The 16,466-nt window shown below is 64.0% G+C and carries 16 protein-coding genes; 4 read left to right on the top strand and 12 right to left on the bottom strand.

The genetic code is table 11. From position 1 onward, the window contains the following. Positions 1-226: 226 nt before the first annotated feature. The 12 genes from VLE48_12580 to hemH form a co-directional block, all read right to left on the bottom strand. Positions 227-499, bottom strand: coding sequence for a hypothetical protein (locus VLE48_12580; protein HSA93840.1), 273 nt, complete (start codon positions 497-499; stop codon positions 227-229). Further along, positions 496-918, bottom strand: a complete 423-nt coding sequence (locus tag VLE48_12585; GenBank protein HSA93841.1) for a DUF420 domain-containing protein — start codon at positions 916-918, stop codon at positions 496-498. Before VLE48_12585 ends, VLE48_12580 begins: the two co-directional genes overlap by 4 nt. A gap of 5 nt (positions 919-923) precedes the next feature. Continuing rightward, positions 924-1,745, bottom strand: coding sequence for an ABC transporter permease (locus tag VLE48_12590; protein ID HSA93842.1), 822 nt, complete (start codon positions 1,743-1,745; stop codon positions 924-926). Further along, on the bottom strand, positions 1,742-2,668 hold the full coding sequence (locus tag VLE48_12595) for an ABC transporter ATP-binding protein (GenBank protein ID HSA93843.1): 927 nt from the start codon (positions 2,666-2,668) through the stop codon (positions 1,742-1,744). The genes VLE48_12590 and VLE48_12595 overlap by 4 nt, the downstream gene beginning before the upstream one ends. Positions 2,669-2,730: 62 nt before the next feature. Beyond that, positions 2,731-3,663: a heme o synthase gene (cyoE, locus tag VLE48_12600; protein HSA93844.1), complete on the bottom strand. Its 933-nt coding sequence runs from the start codon at positions 3,661-3,663 to the stop codon at positions 2,731-2,733. Continuing rightward, entirely contained in the window at positions 3,660-4,613 is a 954-nt protein-coding gene (locus tag VLE48_12605) for a COX15/CtaA family protein (GenBank protein HSA93845.1), read from the bottom strand. Before VLE48_12605 ends, cyoE begins: the two co-directional genes overlap by 4 nt. Before the next feature lie 138 nt (positions 4,614-4,751). Next, on the bottom strand, positions 4,752-5,546 hold the full coding sequence (locus VLE48_12610) for a hypothetical protein (protein HSA93846.1): 795 nt from the start codon (positions 5,544-5,546) through the stop codon (positions 4,752-4,754). 277 nt (positions 5,547-5,823) lie between these two features. After that, positions 5,824-9,048 carry a hypothetical protein gene (locus tag VLE48_12615; GenBank protein ID HSA93847.1) on the bottom strand — a complete coding sequence of 1,075 codons (3,225 nt, stop codon included), beginning with the start codon at positions 9,046-9,048 and terminating at the stop codon, positions 5,824-5,826. A gap of 131 nt (positions 9,049-9,179) precedes the next feature. After that, entirely contained in the window at positions 9,180-10,109 is a 930-nt protein-coding gene (locus VLE48_12620; GenBank protein ID HSA93848.1) for a hypothetical protein, read from the bottom strand. Between the two features lie 101 nt (positions 10,110-10,210). Further along, positions 10,211-11,152 (bottom strand): cytochrome b N-terminal domain-containing protein, encoded by a 942-nt coding sequence (locus VLE48_12625; protein ID HSA93849.1) that lies wholly within the window; start codon positions 11,150-11,152, stop codon positions 10,211-10,213. Between the two features lie 21 nt (positions 11,153-11,173). Beyond that, on the bottom strand, positions 11,174-11,776 hold the full coding sequence (locus VLE48_12630; GenBank protein ID HSA93850.1) for a Rieske 2Fe-2S domain-containing protein: 603 nt from the start codon (positions 11,774-11,776) through the stop codon (positions 11,174-11,176). Between the two features lie 113 nt (positions 11,777-11,889). Continuing rightward, positions 11,890-12,915: a ferrochelatase gene (gene hemH, locus VLE48_12635; protein HSA93851.1), complete on the bottom strand. Its 1,026-nt coding sequence runs from the start codon at positions 12,913-12,915 to the stop codon at positions 11,890-11,892. Between the two features lie 340 nt (positions 12,916-13,255). On the opposite strand from hemH, the gene VLE48_12640 reads away from it, so the two are divergent. The 4 genes from VLE48_12640 to VLE48_12655 all read left to right on the top strand — a co-directional run bounded on the left by VLE48_12640 (position 13,256) and on the right by VLE48_12655 (position 16,384). Beyond that, positions 13,256-14,038 (top strand): hypothetical protein, encoded by a 783-nt coding sequence (locus VLE48_12640; protein ID HSA93852.1) that lies wholly within the window; start codon positions 13,256-13,258, stop codon positions 14,036-14,038. Continuing rightward, complete coding sequence (locus VLE48_12645; protein ID HSA93853.1) at positions 14,035-15,255, top strand: glutathionylspermidine synthase family protein; 1,221 nt, start codon at positions 14,035-14,037, stop codon at positions 15,253-15,255. The genes VLE48_12640 and VLE48_12645 overlap by 4 nt, the downstream gene beginning before the upstream one ends. Next, positions 15,252-16,019 carry a hypothetical protein gene (locus VLE48_12650; protein HSA93854.1) on the top strand — a complete coding sequence of 256 codons (768 nt, stop codon included), beginning with the start codon at positions 15,252-15,254 and terminating at the stop codon, positions 16,017-16,019. The genes VLE48_12645 and VLE48_12650 overlap by 4 nt, the downstream gene beginning before the upstream one ends. A 101-nt stretch (positions 16,020-16,120) precedes the next feature. Beyond that, positions 16,121-16,384, top strand: a complete 264-nt coding sequence (locus VLE48_12655) for a hypothetical protein (protein ID HSA93855.1) — start codon at positions 16,121-16,123, stop codon at positions 16,382-16,384. Positions 16,385-16,466 lie beyond the last annotated feature (82 nt).

Genomic DNA, 16,466 nt, shown 5'->3' on the forward strand with positions numbered 1-16,466 from the left:
GGAGTCGTCGCGCAGGTACTCGCCCACGTCCTTGTCTGAGAGCGGCCGTCCGAACCACGTGCTGCGCCAGAACAGGAACGGCATCAGTACGATCAGCCACGCCACCGTGAAGAAGATCACTCGCGCGCGCGTGGACATGCCCGAGCGCGTGGCTGTTGGAAGAGATGTAGGTTCGGTGGGCAAGATCCCAGGCGTCAGTTCAGAGTTCGCAGTTCACGATTCGTAGTTACTCCACATCCGCATCCATCACTCGCTTCTGCTCCAGGTAATGCGTCACCGCGTACTGTGCCAGCAGCGGCGTCTGCAGACGGATCACCGCCCCGCGCCACTCTCCTTTGGCGTGAGGAGCGCCCGGCGCATGCTGGCATTCGCCGCTCGTGCCGAACTCTTCGCCATACGCCACGCTCTCGACCGGATCGAAATGCCGGATCGCCTTCCAGGCCTCGTCGCCCACCGTCCCGCCGATGTCGATCTTCAGCCGCACCCGCGCCGCCTTCATGACCGGAACAGATGGTACAGCATCACGTAGATCACCACGCCGGTGACGGAAACGTACAGCCACACGGGATAGGTCCAGCGCGCGATGGCCTTGTGCCGGTCGAAGCGCTCGCGCAGGGCGCGCGCCAGCGTGACCATCACCATCGGCACCAGGGTCACGGCCAGCGTCGTGTGCGAGAGCAGGATGGTGAAATACACCGGCCGTACCCATCCCTGTCCCTGGAACCGCACCGAGCCCACGTGGTAGTGGTAATAGAGGTAGAAGCACAGGAACAGCGCCGAGCACGCCACCGCCGCGCCCATGCACGCCCGGTGCGCGGTCACGCGCTTGCGCCGGATCATCTCCCGCCCGGTGACCAGCAGCACCGCGCTGGTGCCGTTCAGCGTGGCGTTGATAATTGGGAAGACGCTGTAGTCCATCGTCCTCACGCTGCCGGCTTGGTCGTTCTCCGGTTGGCCTCGCGATACGCGATGGCGAACATCACCACGCAGAACGCCGCTTGCACCACCAGGGCGCCGGAAAGCGGCAATCCGCTCGAGGTCGTTCCCGCGGCCGGGAAGAGCACCGCCCGCAGCGATTCCACGCCATAGGTCAGCGGGTTCGCCCGCATCAGCACCCGGATCCATCCCGACGCCCCGTGGATGGGGAACAGCGCCCCGGAAAGCAGCCACAGCGGGATCAGGAACAGGTTCACGATGGCGTGGAATCCCTGCGTCGAATCCAGTCGCCAGGCCACGGCGAATCCCAACGCAGTCAGCGCGAACGACATCAGGAACACAATCAGCCCCACCAGCAGCAACTCCGCCGGCCCGGGTTTTGCCCCCACCAGCGGCGCAAAGATGAGGAACGCCAGTCCCTGGATGCCGGCCAGCGTCGTTCCGCCCAGCACTTTGGCCAGCACGATGGCCGAGCGACGAATCGGCGCCACCAGCACCGAGAGCAGGAAGCCCTCCCGCCGGTCCTCGATCACCGACATCATGGCAAAGATGGAGGTGAAGAGCACGATCATCACCAGCGCCCCGGGGAAGAAATATTCCAGATAATGCGGATCGCTCCCGCCCGCGCCGCGGAAGCTGGTCCCGAAGCCCGACCCGATCACCAGCCAGAACACCAGCGGGGAGGCGATCACGCCCACCACGCGGCTGGGTTGCCGGTAGAAGCGCACGATCTCCCGCCACCACAGGGACGCCACCGGCAACAGCAGGGCGTCGCTTCGCGTTTCGGCTCGTGCGGCGGTCGCGCTCATGGTTCCTGCCCTTCGTTCCAGAACCGGTGTCCCGTGCGGTCGATGAACACATCCTCCAGCGTCGGCTCACTCACCGAGATGCCGCGGATCTCTCCCGGGAACGCCTCCATCACTTCATTCACGAATCGGTGCCCACCCTCGCGTTCCAGGCGGATGCGCCCGTCGATCACCGCAGGCTGGACGCCGAACCGTTCTGCCAGGCGTGTAGCGGTACGCTCGGGATCGCGCGCATCCAGCAGGATCACGTCGCCGCCGATCGCGTTCTTCAACTCCGCCGGCGTCCCCAGCGCGACCAATCGCCCCTCATTCAGGATGGCCAGCCGGTCGCAGCGCTCCGCCTCTTCCATCAGGTGCGTGGTGGTGACAATGGTCACCCGCTCGCTGTCGCGCAGCATCTCCAGGTACTGCCACAGGTCGCGCCGCGCTCCCGGATCCAGGCCCGTCGAAGGTTCATCCATCAGCAGCACCGATGGTCGGTGCAGCAAGCCCTTGGCCAGCTCCACGCGCCGCTGCATTCCACCCGAGAGTTTTTCCACCCGGTCGTCCGCGCGCCCGGCCAATCCCAGCCGCTCCAGCATCTCGCGAATACGCGCATCCAGCGCCGCTCCCCGCAGTCCATACAGGTGTCCCTGGTGACGCAGGTTCTCGGTGACGGTCAGCTTCACGTCCACGCTGCGCGCCTGGAACACCACGCCGATTTCGCGCCGCACTCCGCTGGCATCGCCCGCGGCATCTCGTCCGCGGACCACGGCGCGTCCCGCCTCGGGCAGCATCAATGTGGAAAGGATGCGGAACAGCGTGGTCTTGCCGCTGCCGTTCGGGCCCAGCAGCCCGAAGATCTCCGCTTCGGCGACCTCGAACGTCACCGAGTCCAGCGCCACGCGCCCATCGTAGCGGTGGCGGATGGCTTCGACTTGGATCACTGGAAGGCTCATGGCTGGTGCGGGAACCGCCGGGACTTCTCTTGCCGGTGCGGCAGACATCTCTACCCGGCGGCGTTCAGCATCATGAGCGCGAACAGCAGCGGAAGGTAGAATACCGATGCCTGGAGCAACTGCCGCGCCGGCGCCTTCGACCGCGGCGCCGAAGGCGGCATGCCGGCCGCCGCCAGCCGCACCCCGAATGCCAGGAACGCCGCGCCCAGCGCCAGCGCTCCCGCCAGGTACACCGTTCCGCTCATGTGCAGGAAGCTGGGGGCCAGGCTCACCGGGATGAGCGCCAGGGAATAGAACAGGATCTCGCGCGCCGTGGCCCGCCCGTCTCCGTCCACCACCGGCCGCATCAGGATTCCCGCGCGCTCGTAGTCCTCGCGGTACAGCCACGCGATGGAGTGGAAGTGCGGAAACTGCCACAGGAAGACGATCCCGAACAGCACCACCGCCTCCCATTCCACGCGTCCGCGCGCGGCTGCCCAGCCCAGCAGCGGCGGCATCGCGCCCGGAAACGCGCCCACGAACGTGCACGCCGGCGAAATCTTCTTGAGCGGCGTATACAGTCCCAGATACGTTGCGGAGGTTGCCAGCGCCAGCAGGCCGGTCAGCACATTGGTGGTCAGCGCCAGGTACACGGCCCCGCCCAGCGTTGCCGCCAGGCCCACCGCGGCCGCGTGCCACGTGCTCATGCGCCCGGCAGGCAGCGGACGCCGGTCGGTGCGCCGCATCAGGCGGTCGCCCTCGCGCTCCATCACTTGGTTGAGCGCTCCGGTTCCGCCCGCCACCAGCCCGATTCCCGCCAGCGCATGCAACACCGCCCACGACCAGGGCGATACGCCCGCCTTCAATGCGCCCAGGTAATACCCGCACCACGCCGTCATCACGATCAGCGAGGTGACGCGCAGCTTCATCAGTTCGCCGTAGTCGGCGGCCACACCCGCCACTCCGCCGCGTGCCATCCGCAGCGCCTGGCTTGCTGCGCTCATGCGTGCACCGCCTTGGGAGTACGGGAGTTGTGCCGGTGTCCGGCGTGTGACTCGTCTGGATCGGCCAGGTGTCGTCGCGTCTGCGCGACCAGCACCACCGAGGCGGCCAGCAGCAGCGCGCCTACCGCCACGTGCGCCACCGTCGTCGCCACCATGCTGGTCAGCGGTTGCGCTGCCTCCTGGCTCCATTCCACTCGGGTCAGGTAGGCCCCGAAGCCCAGCCCCAGCTGCGCCACCAGCAGCACCAGCAGCACGATCGCCGGCTGGAAGATTTCCGGGGCATGGGAGTAGTCCATCAACGCGCGCACCGCCGTCCACAATACCAGCACCGTCACCACCCCCGCCAGAATCAGGTGTGGCAGCAGCTTCATCCCCGAGTGCCGGAAGGCGGCCCCCAGGATCAGTTGCAGCAGGATGAAGGCCGCCGACCACGCGGCCAGCGTCGTCAGCCGGGGCCGTCGTACATCCAGCGCCATGCGCGCTTCTTCCTCCACCCAGCCTCGGCTCGTGAACAACGCCATCAACACCACCGTGCAGAAGAATGTTTGTGCCAGCGTCGCATGTGCGGTCGAGACCGCTGGCGGCAGGAAGAACAGCACCGTCACTCCGCCCAGCACGCCCTGCACGATCACCAGCGCCAGCGCCGCCCAGCCCAAACCGCGCATCCAGCCCCGGTGTTCCACGCGGTGCGTCCACACCGCCAGGATGATGGTCAGCAGTCCCACGAACTGGGCCACCATGCGGTGTCCGTGCTCGTACTTCACGCCGCCCACCATGGGCGGAATCTTGTAGAGTGACCCGAACGAAGTCGGCCAATCCGGCACTGCCAGTCCGGCGTCATTCGACGTGACCAGCGCCCCCGCGATCAGCAGCATGAACGTCACCGCCGCCGTGAACACGGCGAACCGATGATGTCCCGCGTGATACGCGTTGTGGTGCGCCGCCCTCATCCCGATCAAGCTGTCATTCCGCGTGACTTGCCCACGCTGTCATCCCGAGTGCGCGAAGAGGAGTCCGCTGCGCGGACTCCTCTTGCGAATCGAGGAACCCCTACTAGCCACGAGTCACTAACCACTAGCCACTGGTTTCTACTGTCCTTTGAACGAAAACTCCGCCGTCTTCGCTTCCTTGGCCGCGATCGTCACCTTCATCGTCTGCTCGCCCAGCTTCTCGTGCACGGCGGCAATGGTGTATTCGCCCGGCGGCAGGCCCTTGATCTCGAATGTGCCGTCCGCGCCGCTTACCGCGAAGAACGGGTTCTTCACCACGTTGATGTACATCTTCATCCACGGGTGCTGGTTGCACTTCACCGGCAGCATCAGCTCTTCCCGCGCGAAGGTCTTCTCCAGCGGTGTGGCCTTCGGGGCCTGAGACTCGTTCCATTCGCGGTTGCCGCTGGCTGGCGCCGGCGTGGGGTGGATGTTGTGCGTGGTGTCGTCGCTGTTCAGGATTTCCACCGTTTGCCCCGCCATCACTCCTTCCACGTGCGGATGATAACGGCAGCCGTGCTGGTCAATGGTCACCTTCTCTGTGGGCACGTCGAAGGTTCGGTCGCCCAGCCCGTCCTTTACGTACACGAACACGTTGGCCAGGTTGCCCTTGTCCACTACCACCATCTCCGACATCGCGGGGCTCGTGGAAGTCGCCTTGCACGCCGGGTCCTGGCTCATGTCGATGCGCACCGCCTTGGGCGGCGTGCCCTCGAACTTCACCGTTCCGCTCACGCTGCCTACCGTGGCCGGATCGATCGGCGTGGCCTTGGCCGGGGCCGGCTGCGCCATCTGCGCTTCCTCGGTGGCGGTCTGTTCCTTCTGACATCCGGCGACCGCCAGCGCCATCACCATCAGCGCTGCCGCCGCCACGTACCACTTGGCTCTGCTCATGATTTCGTCAACCTTTCCTGGGAGGGATTCTTGCTGCAACCAAACTGTCCATTCTACCTTGAGCGGTCTGTTTTTGCGTTTGTCATCCCCAGCGAGCGCGACCGAGCTAAAACTCTGTCACCCCGAGCGCAGCCCGCCATGCGGGCGGAGTCGAGGGGCAATGCCGTTGCCGTTCCCAAAGATTCAATAACGGTTCGGTTTTCGGCTGCTGCGAATATGCCTGTGCGGACAGGATCCTCGCGCGCCCTTTCTGGATCCGACGCCTGAGACCTGACACCTATTTCGACCCGCCTGCGTCCTGCCTCCTGCCCCCGGCCACCTGGACCTTCGGCCTTCCCGTTTGCGCCAGCCCGCGCGCTCCCGCCCTCCGCTGCTCCTCCGGCGTCAACTGGAACATGTAGCGCACCAGCAGCTTGGTGTGGTCCTGGGTGAATCCGGCAAACGACGGTGGCACCGGGCCGTTGAACACCCACTGATTCTCTTGCTTGCGGAACAGCCCGCTGGGCATCGACGTCCCCGGACTGATGGCCTGCGGATCCAGCAGCCAGCGCTCCGTCCACCCCGGCTTGAGCCGTCCTTTCGCCAGCAGGAAGTTGGGCGCCGTGGCGGTGCGGTCGTGCGCCGGATCTCCTGTAGCGTGGCACTTCAGGCAGGGCGCGGCCGTGGAGGTGAACAGGCTGCGCGCCATGTCCGTCTCTTTGGCCGTCAGCGTCTCCATCGGTTGTGGGATGTACGGCATCGGCTGCTGCGACAGGGCCTGGAAGAACCGCACCAGCTTGCGCAGTTCGTTATCGGAAAACGCGAAGGTCGGCATGTGCGCCTTCAGGTACGGACGCACTCCGTTCCGCGCCGTGTCGGTCTCGCTCAGTGCCGGATTCTTCAGGAAGTGCAGCAGCCAGTCCGGATTCACCCGCGCGCCCTCGGTCAGCAGTTGCGGCGGCAGCTGTTCTTTCCAGTCCGGATCCTGGTACCGCGCCATCTGCAGGAACGACGTCGTCTGGTTGGGCAGGAACTGGTGGCAGCCCGTGCAGTTGTACTTGCGCACCAGCCACCAGCCTTCCTGCACGTCGCGCCGCGAGTCTCCCGGCTTGTACACGTAGCTCGCCGCCAGCGGCAGCTCGTGCGTGCTTTCCCGGCTGCCCAGCAGGAAGGTCACCAGCGCCCGGATCTGCTCCGGCGTCAGGTGCGGATCGGGCATGCGCAGCTTCTCCGTCTCGCTCCGGATCTTCCCCAGGTCGTAGATGTCCGGCTTGGCCAGCTTATGCTCGAAGAAGCCCTTGTGGTCGTACCACGGCCGCCCCTTCTTGCCGGTCAGCGGATCGATGCCTTCCTTTGCCGGATGCGTCAGCAGCGCGAAGTCGAGCCGCTCGATCGGCTTCGAACCCTCCACCGTCAGCTCCGTCCCGATTCGCCCCTCGTCCTCGAAGCCGGAGATCTCATGGCAGCCGGCGCAGCCGAAGTGCCGTACCCAGCGCCGTCCTTCCTCCTTCAGCTTCGGGTCTTCCATCCAGGAGGCGTCCCCGTACGCCGACGGCTCCTTTTGCTTCTGCGTCATCAGGTAGGTGGCGATGTCGCCCGCCTCCTGCTCCGTCAGCCGCAGGTCGGGCATCACCGTCATCTGCTGCACCTGCAGCTCCCGTCCGTCGTTCGGGCACTTGGAATGCTCCGCGTCGAACACGTAGGGCAGGCCCTTCTTGGCGTAGTCCTCGGGACCGATGTCCTTCTTCTCCAGCGGACAATACGGACGCAGCCGCTGCTTCGGGTCCAGGATCCAGCGCACGATGTAGTCGTAGTTCGCCTTTTCTCCCAGCCGCGTCAGGTTGGCCGCGAAGTCGCCGCCCTGCATCTCGCTGCCTTCGCCCATCGAGTGGCAGCCCAGGCATCCGCGTGTTTCCAAAAGCTCTTTGCCTTGCACCGGATTCCCGGTCTTGCGCGCCGGCACCGTGTCCTTCAGCGACGCCTGCCAGAGGTACGCCGAGATGGACCGGATCTGCTCTTGGCTCAGCCGGAAGTCCGGCATCTTCGTGGTCGGCCGGAATTCGCTTGGCTTGTGCAGCCACACCGGGATCCAGTCCCGCCGCAGCTTGGCCCGGATGTCCTTCAGGTTCGGCCCCACCTTCTTCTGGTCGCGCATCAGGCCGCGCATTTCCAGGTCCACCTGCTCCAGCCGCCCGTCGATCTGGCTCACGCCCACCCGCAGGTTCAGCGCCTGTTGGTTCAGCGCCGCCGCCGTCTCGTTGTCCGGCGCCGCATCGGCCTGCTTCTGCAGTAACACCACCTGACGCAGGTTTTCCTTCCGCTGCGACTCCAGCAGCCGCACTTGCTGGTTCAGCGCGATCAGCCGCTCCGGTTCCGGATCGTAGCCCTCGTAACGATGACAGCCCACGCAGCCCCGCACCTGGAACAGCCGCTTGCCCTCATTGATCGTTTCCGCCAGGTCGTACCCCTTGGCCAGCACCATGTCCGCGGCGTGGCAGGTCTGGCATCCCGCCTCCATGTTCTCTTTGTAGAACAGCGGCCACAGCCAGTACTTGTGCCGTCCGTGCCCTTTGGTCACGCTGGATGCCGCCCGCCCGTTGCCTCCGTGGCACGGCGTACAGCCGAAACGGTCCGGACTGTGAATGTCCAGCAGCTCGGGCTTGGGATGTCCCACGAACGCCCGCGCATACGCGTCCGCCTCCTTGCCCACGGTCATGGAGGCCAGCGTCAGCGCTACCGGCTGCCGCACTCCCATGTGGCAGCTCTCGCAGCGGTCCACCACGTTGGTCTCCGCCACGTTGATCTGCACGTCCTTCAGGTTCGGTTCCCACTCCGCGTATTTCTTGCGCAACCCGTCGATCTGCTCCGGCGTCAGCGACGTCAGCCGCTCCGCCATGTACGCCGCAGCCTGGTCGCGGATCTCGTTGACCGGCTTCAGCACGTCGGCCAGTTCCAGCGTCAGGCGCGAGCGCTCCGCCTTCAGCTCGTTGTACTTGTCTTCCAGCTGGTGGTAATCGAAGACCTGCTTTCCCTCACCGGGGATTTCCACACTGTGCTGCTTCTTGTTCTTCCACTCCTCCACCCGCTGGCGCTTGCGTTCCTTCGCTTGCGCGTCCGCGGTGATTTCCACCTGGTAGGTTTCGGCGTCCGCCCACGCCTTGGCCTCGGTGAACACCGCCTGCACGGCCGCGATCTTCGCTGCCATCTGCTCCAGTTTCTGGTTGAGCTCCTTGATCTGTGGGGCGGCCTGCTGCTGCGCCGCCTCCAGGGACGCGGCCAGCTTCTTGTATTCCGGCTCCTGCCGGATGGCCGCCTCGGACTCCTCCGACTGCGTCCGTAGCCGTCCCAGGAACGACCCGTATCGCGCCTTGAACTCGTCCTGGAACAGCTTCCACGGACGCTGCCCGTAGGCCTCGTCCCACAGCGCCCAGAACAGCGACCCTATCATCAGCACCGACGCGATCAGGTAATGCAGCGCCCACGACCTGCTGGTGATCGGATCCGGCTTCTGCTGTTCAGCCACTCATTTCCTCCGCGTTAGTTCTTGCCCGTGGGCTGCCCCATCCTTGTCGCTCCCGATGTTGGAGCGACAGGGTGGGATCGAAGCGCGCCTTTCAACTAGCCACTAGCCACTGACCACTAGCCACTGGTTTTTCACACGTTGAACCACGGCGTCACCCACACGTACTTGATTCGGAACAGCAGCCGCGCCAGCATCTTCGCCGGCAGCGAGAGCATCAGCAGCATCAGGATCATCATGGTGTTGTACTGCAGGAAGCTCATGCGCTTGTAATCCTTGGGATTGGTCCACTTGAACAACGTGTGCACCGCCAGGCCGGCGATCATGAAGTACGCCCCCGTTACCGCCGCTCCGAATAACCCGATCCACGGCTGCGCCGTGATGCCCACGATCTCGTGTAGGTCGCGGTTTACCTCGAACACCAGCTTGTTGTGGTCCCAGGTCTGTCCCGGCCAGAACCACATCCATCCCGGCCCCCGGATGAACGTCCCGATGATGATGAACGCCACCCACAGCACGATGAACCCGAACGCGAATGTCAGGATGGCGAACCGTCGCTGCTTGAACGTGTAATACCCGCTGCCCACCGGGTTCGTGTCGATGTAGGGAATGGCCATCAGCCCGATGATGATCAGCGTCGGCATCACCACTCCCGCGATCCACGGGTCGAAGTACACCAGCATCTCCTGCAGTCCCAGGAAGTACCACGGCGCCTTGGCCGGGTTCATCGTCAGGTTGGGATTCGCCGGTTCTTCCAGCGGCGCGTTCAGCGTGATCGACCACACCATCAGGATCACCGTCACGATGATCGCCGCCAGGAACTCGATCCTCAGCAGGAAGGGCCACACGTGCACTTCTTTCTGCCACCCCGCCTCGAACGGCCACGTCTTGCGGTGGTGCGTCTTGGCCATCGCCGGGTCGGTCTCCAGCTGCGCGATCAGCCGGTCGTTGGCACTTGCCTGCTTCCAGGCCAGCCACATGTAGAACCCCAGCAGCGGGATCATGGCCACGATGGGCACGTTGTCCGGCGCCGACATGATCTCCCACAACTGATGCCAATCCATGCGCTACCTCACCCTCGACGGTGCCCCACGTCTGCGCCCCGCTTCTCGGCGCGGACGTGGGTTACTAGCCACTAGCCACTGACCACTAGCCACTGTTTCCATCATCTTCGCGGTTCCTTGATCTCCTTCTCCAATATCACCGGAGCCGGTCCGGAGATCCCGCCGTCTTTCCGCACCCGCCAGAAATGCACGATCATGAACACCGACGCCAGGATCGGGATTCCGATGCAATGCCATATGTACGCTCGCAGCAGGGCGTTCGAGTCCACGATCGACCCGCCCAGCAACCCGAAGCGCACGTCGTTGTACGGCGTCATGTGCAGTTCCGGCCCGAACGGCCCTTCGTGTCCCAGCCCGGGCGTGGCCCGCGCCATGTTGGTGCCCACCGTCACTGCCCAGAATCCCAACTGGTCGTCCGGCAGCAGGTAGCCGGTGAACGAGAGCAGCAGCGTCAGCACCAGCAGGATCACCCCCACCACCCAGTTGAACTCCCGCGGTCGCTTGTAGCTCCCCGTCAGGAACACCCGGAACATGTGCAGCCACACCGTGATGATCATCAGGTGCGCCGCCCACCGGTGCATGTTCCTTAATATCTTCCCGAACGGAACGTCATGTTCCAGGTACAGGATGTCGCGGAACGCCTGCACCTTCGTCGGATGGTAATAGAACATGAGGAGGACGCCGGTGAAGGTCAGCACGATGAACAGGTAGAAGGTGATGCCGCCCATGCCCCAGGTATAGCTGTAGCGCACCGCATCGCGGTTGATCTTGGCCGGATGCAGGTGCAGAAAGACGTTCGAGAGCACGCCCAGCGCCCGGTTGCGCGGCGTGTCGTCGTGCTTGTGGCGGAAGATGGAGGTGAAGAGCTGGGTCTTGGTGGGGTCTTTCAGCCCCTCCTTCTGCTCCTTGATCTTCTCCACCATCTCCTGCTTGAGCGAGCCGACGTCTTCCTTCACCCGCTCCACCAGGCCGACCCGCGCGTCGCCGTTCTTGCCGTCGCCCGGCGCGGCGCTGGTCGTCTTCGGTTCTTCTTCGTGGGCCATGCGTCTCCTCGCCCTCTCTGGTTACAACTGCACGTACGCTCCCGGATCGTTGAAGTGATTGGTCTGTCCCTTGGGCCACTGGTACAGGCGGCTGGTGTCCACCACGATCTGCCCGGTGGCGTCCAGGTCCACGTGCGCGCGGTCCATGGGCCGCGGCGCGGGTCCTTCGAAGTTGATGCCCTCGTAGTCGTAGCCCGAGCCGTGGCACGGGCACTTGAACTTGTTCTCGCTGGGCTTCCAGTCGGGCGTGCAGCCCAGGTGGGTGCAGCGCGCGTAGATCACGAACAGCCGGTCGGGATTCTTCACCACCCAGATGCGGAAGGCCTGCTGGTACTTCGTGTCCACGCCCAGGCCGTAGTCGGCGGGCGTGCCCACCTTGAAGATGGTGGAAGGCTCGAACAGCGTGCGCGGCAGGAAGAAGCGGAAGAAGGCGATGAACCACGCGCCCAGGAACGCCGCCACGCAGCTCCACACCAGGCGCCGCCGCCGCTGGTTGACGTCGGTCTGCTCCGGGCCCACCGCGGCGATGCCCGCCGCCGCAGCCGCCCGCGACGTCCCTACCGCCGGCGTCCCTACGTATTTCGTCGCCGGAGTCTTGGTTTCCGTGTTGGGAGGGGTTGCCATCGTGTCCGCTACCTTCGATATTGAGCGATTTCGTGATTTGGTGATTTCGTGATTTGCAATCTCCCCAATGAGCCGTTTGGTTCCATCAGCAAGTCACCCAATCACGAAATCTCCTAGTCCGCCGCTACCAGCCTCGTCTCGGGCTCTTCACTTTGCATTTCTAGTTCTTCATTTCGAATTTGTCCCATCACCAGCCCTGCCAGCGCGGCAATGAAGCGCGGCGAATCATTCAGCCCGGGCGTCATGCGGAACTCGCGGATGCCCAGCGACCCGGCCAGCTCGCGCGCCTCGTGGTCGATCTCGCCCAGCGTCTCCACGTGGTCGCTGACGAACGAGATGGGCACTACGCACACCTGCTCCGCGCCCGCCGCCCCCAGCTCCCGCACGGTGGCGCGCAGCGAGGGCTGCAGCCAGCGGCTGGCCCCCACCTTGCTCTGGTAGCAGAGGCGATGCCGGTTCCGCCATCCGCCCAGCGCCATCACCCGCCGGACCGTATCTTCTATATGGCGCTGATAGGGGTCGCCCTTCGCAATCACGCTCAGCGGCACCGAGTGCGCGCTGAACACAAGCTCCGCTTCTTCAGGGGAAGGGAACTGGGCCAGGGTTGCTTCGATTTTCTCCGCCAGCGCGTCGAGATATTGCCCGTGGGTGTAGAACTCGCGGATGACATGCACCGGGGCGCCGTTGCGGTGAAACCGCCGGTTCCACTCATTCAGGCTGCTGCCCGTGGTGGTCGAGGAATACTGCGGGTAGAGCGGCAAGAGCACGATCTCGTCACAGCCGAAAGCGTCCAGTTCCTGAATGGCCTCCGCCGTGAATGGATGCCAGTAGCGCATGGCCACCACGCATCGGGCAGCCAAACCCCCGTCGTTCAGGCGGGCTTCCAAAGCACGGGCCTGGCGCTCGGTATTGCGGCGGATGGGCGAGCAGCCCCCGATGGAGGCGTAGTGGTGGGCGACCTTGCGGGCGCGGGTGGTGGAGATCAGCTTGGCCAGCGGCCGCCGTCCCAGGCGCGCAAAAGGAAAATCAATGATGTCCGGGTCGCAGAAGAGATTGAACAGGAAGGGCTCAATCGCTTCCGGACTGTCCGGCCCACCAAGCTGGAACAGCACCACACCCACGCGTCGTGTTTCAGCCATTCCGAAAAAACCGATCCCCAGCGAACAGGCGAGTGTAATCAACGAAGCAGGGAAGGTCAACGGAGGAAATCGAGGCGCGTGCGATTTGCGAACTGCGAAGTGTGGCTGTCTGGAACGCCGACGATTGACTTGTCCTCAGATCGTCGCAGTCCGCCTACGGCTGCTGGAATGACCGGTAGCCTGGGCCGTAAGGCCTTGGTAACCGTGAAGAAGGAATCGAGGCCGGAAGGGCGACCCCATGCAGACGGGAGGGAAGGGGGACGGGAACAACGGGCACCCTCTGTATTCTAAGGGGTCGATTTTGTGTTAATGATGCGTTGCGGGGGATGAGTGTCGGTAGATGGACATTGAGGGCATAACACTTCTGGGCAGCATTGTGGTGGCGTTGACGGGCTGGTGGTCCTGGTACCGACCGCTGTTTTCGGTGACCACACTGACGTCATCGGCCGGGAGCCGGAGCCTCCTCGGCCTGACGCCCGTCGCGAGTGCGGCAGCAATGCTCCTTGTGCTGCGCGCCGCAGCGTCCCACGATGTGCGGAACGATCCGTTCTATCTGGCCTTCTACGAACTCCTCGGAATAGCCTGGTTGGCGGCTGCGGCCGCGCTTTTTCCGTTTCTGGGCATCAACGCGCGTGACGACGCCCTTCAGCGGGGTAACTCGGCGGCCACTTGGGCAGTGAGCGGTGCGGTCCTCGGTGTAACGCTGTGTTTCTCAGGGGGCAACATTGGCGACGGTCCGGGAGTCCAGGTGGTGTTCGCGGCGGCAGGCCTGAGCACCCTGACGCTGTTCTTGCTTTGGTTCGCATTGGAGTGGTTGGGTGGCCTGTCAGAGAAAATCACGGTGGAGCGAGACCTCAGTTGCGGAGTGAGGTTGGGCGGTTTCCTCGTGGCCTGCGGACTGATTCTAGGGGCGGGGGTGGCTGGCGATTGGGTCGAAGGCAGGCTCGTACCCGATTTCATCCGATTCTGCTGGCCGGTCCTGATTCTCTTAGCTGCGGCGATTCTGGTTGAGTTGCTGTTCCGCCCTTCTTCCTTGCGCAAGCCTGCGGTCTCAGCGTTGCCTGCGGCTGTCTACGTGGCAATCGCTGCTGGCTACGTCTTTGCCCTAGGTGTTCCGATATGAACCTCACCCTCAGGCCCGGGCCGGCCCTATCGGGCGAAGCCTGGCACAAAGTGCGCACGAGGACGATTTTCGACTGCTGCAAGTGGGACGTTCAATGCGAAGACCATTCTGTGCTCGCCCCCTTTCCGTTGCTGATTGGAGAGGCAGAATGGGCGGCACTCGGCGCTCTGGCTGAGTCGCTCGCAGCGGAGGCGTTGGTCGCAGAGCGAGAACTCTTGTCGAGGCGGGACTTGCACCGACGATTGGGTCTGCCCCGCGCCATTCGCCGAGTGCTGCGCCGTTCCCAGCCGCCGGCCAACGGAGTTCGCGTCATGCGATTCGATTTTCACCCTACTGGGGACGGCTGGAGGCTCTCGGAAGTCAATGCAGATGTTCCCGGCGGATTCATTGAAGCGGGCGGTTTTGCCTCCCTGATGGCGGAACATTATGAAGGGGCGAAGGCGCTTCCCAATCCGGCGGAAGCCTATGTTCGGGAGACACTCGGGCACGCCGGTCCCGGGGCGCTGGTGGCCTTGGTGCATGCCACGGCATACGTAGACGACCGCGAAGTCATGGAATACCTGTGCCGCTGCTTTCGAAGTCGAGGAGCGCGCGCTGTCGCGGTTAGCCCGGTTCACCTCGCATGGCGTCACCAGCGGGCCGAGTTGAGCGTCGGCTTTGCGGGGCAGGTTCCAGACGCCGTAGTCCGATTCTTTCCCGCTGAGTGGATGCCGCAGCTTGCCAGCGAGTCGTGGGAGCCCTACTTCAACGGAAGTCGAACGCCGCTCAGCAATCCGGCGACAGCGCTCGTGCTGCAATCGAAGCGATTTCCCCTGATCTGGGATGATCTGCGAACCCCATTGCCTACCTGGCGCAAGGTGATGCCACCAAGCGAACTACCGGAAAGGATTACCGCGTTGCCGGACGATGAATGGGTGATCAAGCCGGCACTCGGGAGGATGGGAGAGGACATTGGCATGAGGGGCGTGACTCCATGCAGACAAATGGAGCAAATCGTCCGCCAAGCGACACGGAAACCTGAAGAATGGGTTCTGCAACGCCGCTTCGCGGTTACTCCTATGGTCGCCGAGGACGGGCCACTGTTTCCCTGCCTCGGGGTCTTCACGGTCGACGGAAAGCGAGCCGGGGTGTACGGCCGCGTGGCGCGGAAACCCTTGGTTGACCATGAAGCCCAAGACGCGGCCGTGCTTATTCATCCCAACGGAGGTCGCTCATGACTCGCGAGGAGATATTTGCAGTCTGGGCTCCGCTGGATTCGGTTTGGTCGCCGTGGGTGAGCCCTGTAACCTTTGCGCAACTCGACTGTGGCCTGATGTTGGGAGAACCAACCCCGACTCCCAACCTCGAAGTGGAATGGCTGGCGAATGCAGCGCAGAGGGAAGCAATTGTTCTCGACTTGCCCGGCCTGGAATCCATTGGACTGGCGATGGCTCTGGCCGGCCGGGGCAGGCGTCCGGTTCCGGTGCTGAATGCTGCTCCTCAGCCGGAGCTTTCCCACACACCTTATCCGGTGGCGATCGACATGGGTCCCATCGTTAAGGCGATTTGCGACTACAGCCCGACCCTGTCGAACCTGCGATTGCCAGCCGACGCCCCGCCCGTATTCATCCTCGACTCAGAGCGCCTTCAAGGTCAGCGAGAGCTGGGCAAGGGCGCCTTTGACAATCGTTGGATAGTGTTCCCGCAAGACTTTCCTTCGGCGAGCTTTCTGCTTGATCACGATGTTCGCCAGGTTCTGCTGGTGCAGCCGAGTTCAGGGACGCCCAAGGAGGATCTGGCCCATGTCCTGTTGCGCTGGCAACAGCAGGGGATCCGGATTCTTTCCGCCAGCCTTCGAGAGTGGCAGCGACCTTCTGAAATCCAGGTTTCTATGCCATCCGCCTTCCGACGAAGCTGGTACCGGACACTGGCCATGCTAGGGTTGCGCCGCAGCGCGGTCGGAGGCTTTGGTTCGTTTATTCCGGAGAGCGGGGCAGGGTAATCTCGGCCCGCACGGTGGCTCTGAAAACGGTCATCCTTCGGCCAAGGCGGGCTGGTTCGGATCCATGGGTTACCATGTTCTCGCACCCTCTGGAGTCCGCTATGATCCTCATGCTCGTCCGCCACAAGGTTGCCGACTTCAACGCCTGGAAGCAGGTCTTCGACTCGCACGCCGAGGCCCAGCGCGAGGCCGGGCTGCGCGTGGACCGCGTCCTGCGCAACTTCGACAATCCCAACGAGGTCTTCATCCTCTTTGAGGTCACCGACGTGGACAAGGCGCGTGGCTTTGTCTCCTCCCCCATGGTGCCGCAAGTAATGAAGATGGCGGGCGTGGTGGACAAGCCGGATATTTACTTCGTGTCGTGAAGGCAGCACTCAGCATTCGGCACTCAGCAGAGCCAATAGCCACGAGACAATATCTATTATTGCCACTTGACATCTATGCTAT

This window comes from Terriglobales bacterium (assembly GCA_035454605.1).
In the GTDB taxonomy this organism is placed as follows: Bacteria; Acidobacteriota; Terriglobia; order Terriglobales; family Acidobacteriaceae; genus DATMAB01.